The sequence below is a fragment of the Actinomyces sp. zg328 genome, from assembly GCF_009829635.1.
GTDB lineage: Bacteria > Actinomycetota > Actinomycetes > Actinomycetales > Actinomycetaceae > Actinomyces > Actinomyces marmotae.
The window spans coordinates 1-1,525 of the sequence record NZ_VWPE01000043.1; the positions used below are offsets into that span (position 1 = coordinate 1).

Consider the following 1,525-nt stretch of genomic DNA (forward strand, 5'->3'; position numbering starts at 1 on the left):
TGGCCGGCCGCACCTGGGACCTGGGCGAGCTCCACGACAAACTCAACACCCCCCTGCTGCGCGCCGCCGCCACCCAGCCCGACCCCACCCCCGACCACGGCCCCCAGAACACCCAGGAGGAGCCCACGGAAGCCGAGAGCCGCCAGGACACGACGACGCTACGAGAAGGCGCCCCGCGGGCCTCCCAGGAGGGCGCGATCGAGGACGCGCGCTTGGACAGCGTGCGCCGCTTCATCGACCTGCTCGGGGCGCGCCCACTGGTGCCCGGAGCCGGTCGGCGCCCGCCGTCCTGGCGCGGGGCCCAACGCAGCCAGGAGGCCGGCCGGGCCCCCGCTGAGGACCCCCAGGACGCCCAGGGTGCGGCGATGAGCCCGCAGCAGGCCGACCGGATCCGCGCTATCTACGAGCTCGCCCAGCCCGGCGGGCCCGCCCGAGCCGGGCGGGCCATCACGCAGCAGCCCGGCCAGCCAGCACCACCGGTGCCGCCTCAGGTGCGCCCCCAGCGGCCCGGGCGCGCGCTGTGATCGCACGCGGCACGATGGGGGTATGAGTGAAGACACCGGTGAGAAGAAGGGGCGCGCCAGCGCCCAGGCAGGGCGGGACGAGGCCCCCGGCGGGCTTGAGCCCGTGTTCCCCACGCTTGAGGCGTTCGTCGAGCACGTGGCGAGCAGCCTCTGGGACCGCGTCATCACCGATTCGCACCGGTGGTGCGACCAGTGGTGGAACCACCCCGAGGCCGTTTACGCCCTGACATGCCTGTGGCACGCCTGGGAGCAGACCCACGTCTCGGACGCCGAGGCCCGGATGAGGTGGCTGCTGCAGTACTCCTACCCCCTGATGGACCGGCTGTGCTCGGCCAACGGGCCCTTCTGTCGCTGCAAGCCCCATTGCGTGCTCAACGGGCGCGGGCACAACTCGCACCCGTTCAACGATGACGAGGTCCGGGGGCTGCCGACCGCCGCCATGCCCGAGGGCGTGTTCGGTGCCCGCCAGTAGCCCCCCCCGCGCTGTCAAGAAGCCGTCAAGAAGACGCGCCCCCAACTCTATGGTCGGGGGCGCGTTGCCTCTTCTCCGAGGTGGGCTCACATGGTGAGGGCCTGGGAGCGCTTCTGGGCCAGCTGTGGGGCGGGCATGGCCCCGGCCACGGGGGCATGGGCGGAGGGGCGCACCTCGCCTGAGGGCTGGCTGACGGCCAGGTCGCCGGTCATGGCGGCCCTGATCGTCTCCTCTCCTAGGCCCCGCTCGCGCAGGCCCTGGGCCCACTGTCCCCGGGCTTCCAGGGAGTCCCAGGGCACTGCTCGGGCGGGGTCCGGATCAGCCATCGCCGCGGGGCCCTCGACGGGCTCCGTCGTGCCCTCCTGGTGGGGCGCGGTGGCCTCATCGGCTGACTCAGGCTTCTGGGCGGTCTCCTGGGTGTTCTGGGGGCCGTGGTCGGGGGTGGGGTCGGGCTGGGTGGCGGCGGCGCGCAGCAGGGGGGTGTTGAGTTTGTCGTGGAGCTCGCCCAGGTCCCAGGTGCGGCCGGCCA

3 protein-coding genes are annotated in these 1,525 nt (G+C 73.6%); 2 read left to right on the forward strand and 1 reads right to left on the reverse strand.

All coding sequences use genetic code 11. The features are described 5' to 3' along the window. Window positions 1-524 (forward strand): hypothetical protein (locus tag GVV75_RS10035; RefSeq protein ID WP_201288272.1); only part of this gene is annotated, 524 nt, incomplete at its 5' end. A gap of 22 nt (window positions 525-546) precedes the next feature. Beyond that, complete coding sequence (locus tag GVV75_RS10040) at window positions 547-996, forward strand: DUF4913 domain-containing protein (protein WP_159524667.1); 450 nt, start codon at window positions 547-549, stop codon at window positions 994-996. Between the two features lie 86 nt (window positions 997-1,082). Here the strand turns inward: GVV75_RS10040 and GVV75_RS10045 are convergent. Then, a partial coding sequence (locus tag GVV75_RS10045) for a hypothetical protein (RefSeq protein ID WP_201288273.1) occupies window positions 1,083-1,525 on the reverse strand: 443 nt, incomplete at its 5' end.

Excerpts from the sequence above, each read along its gene's own strand:
- GVV75_RS10040 (WP_159524667.1), top strand. The coding sequence starts at position 547 with ATGAGTGAAGACACCGGTGAGAAGAAGGGGCGCGCCAGCGCCCAGGCA.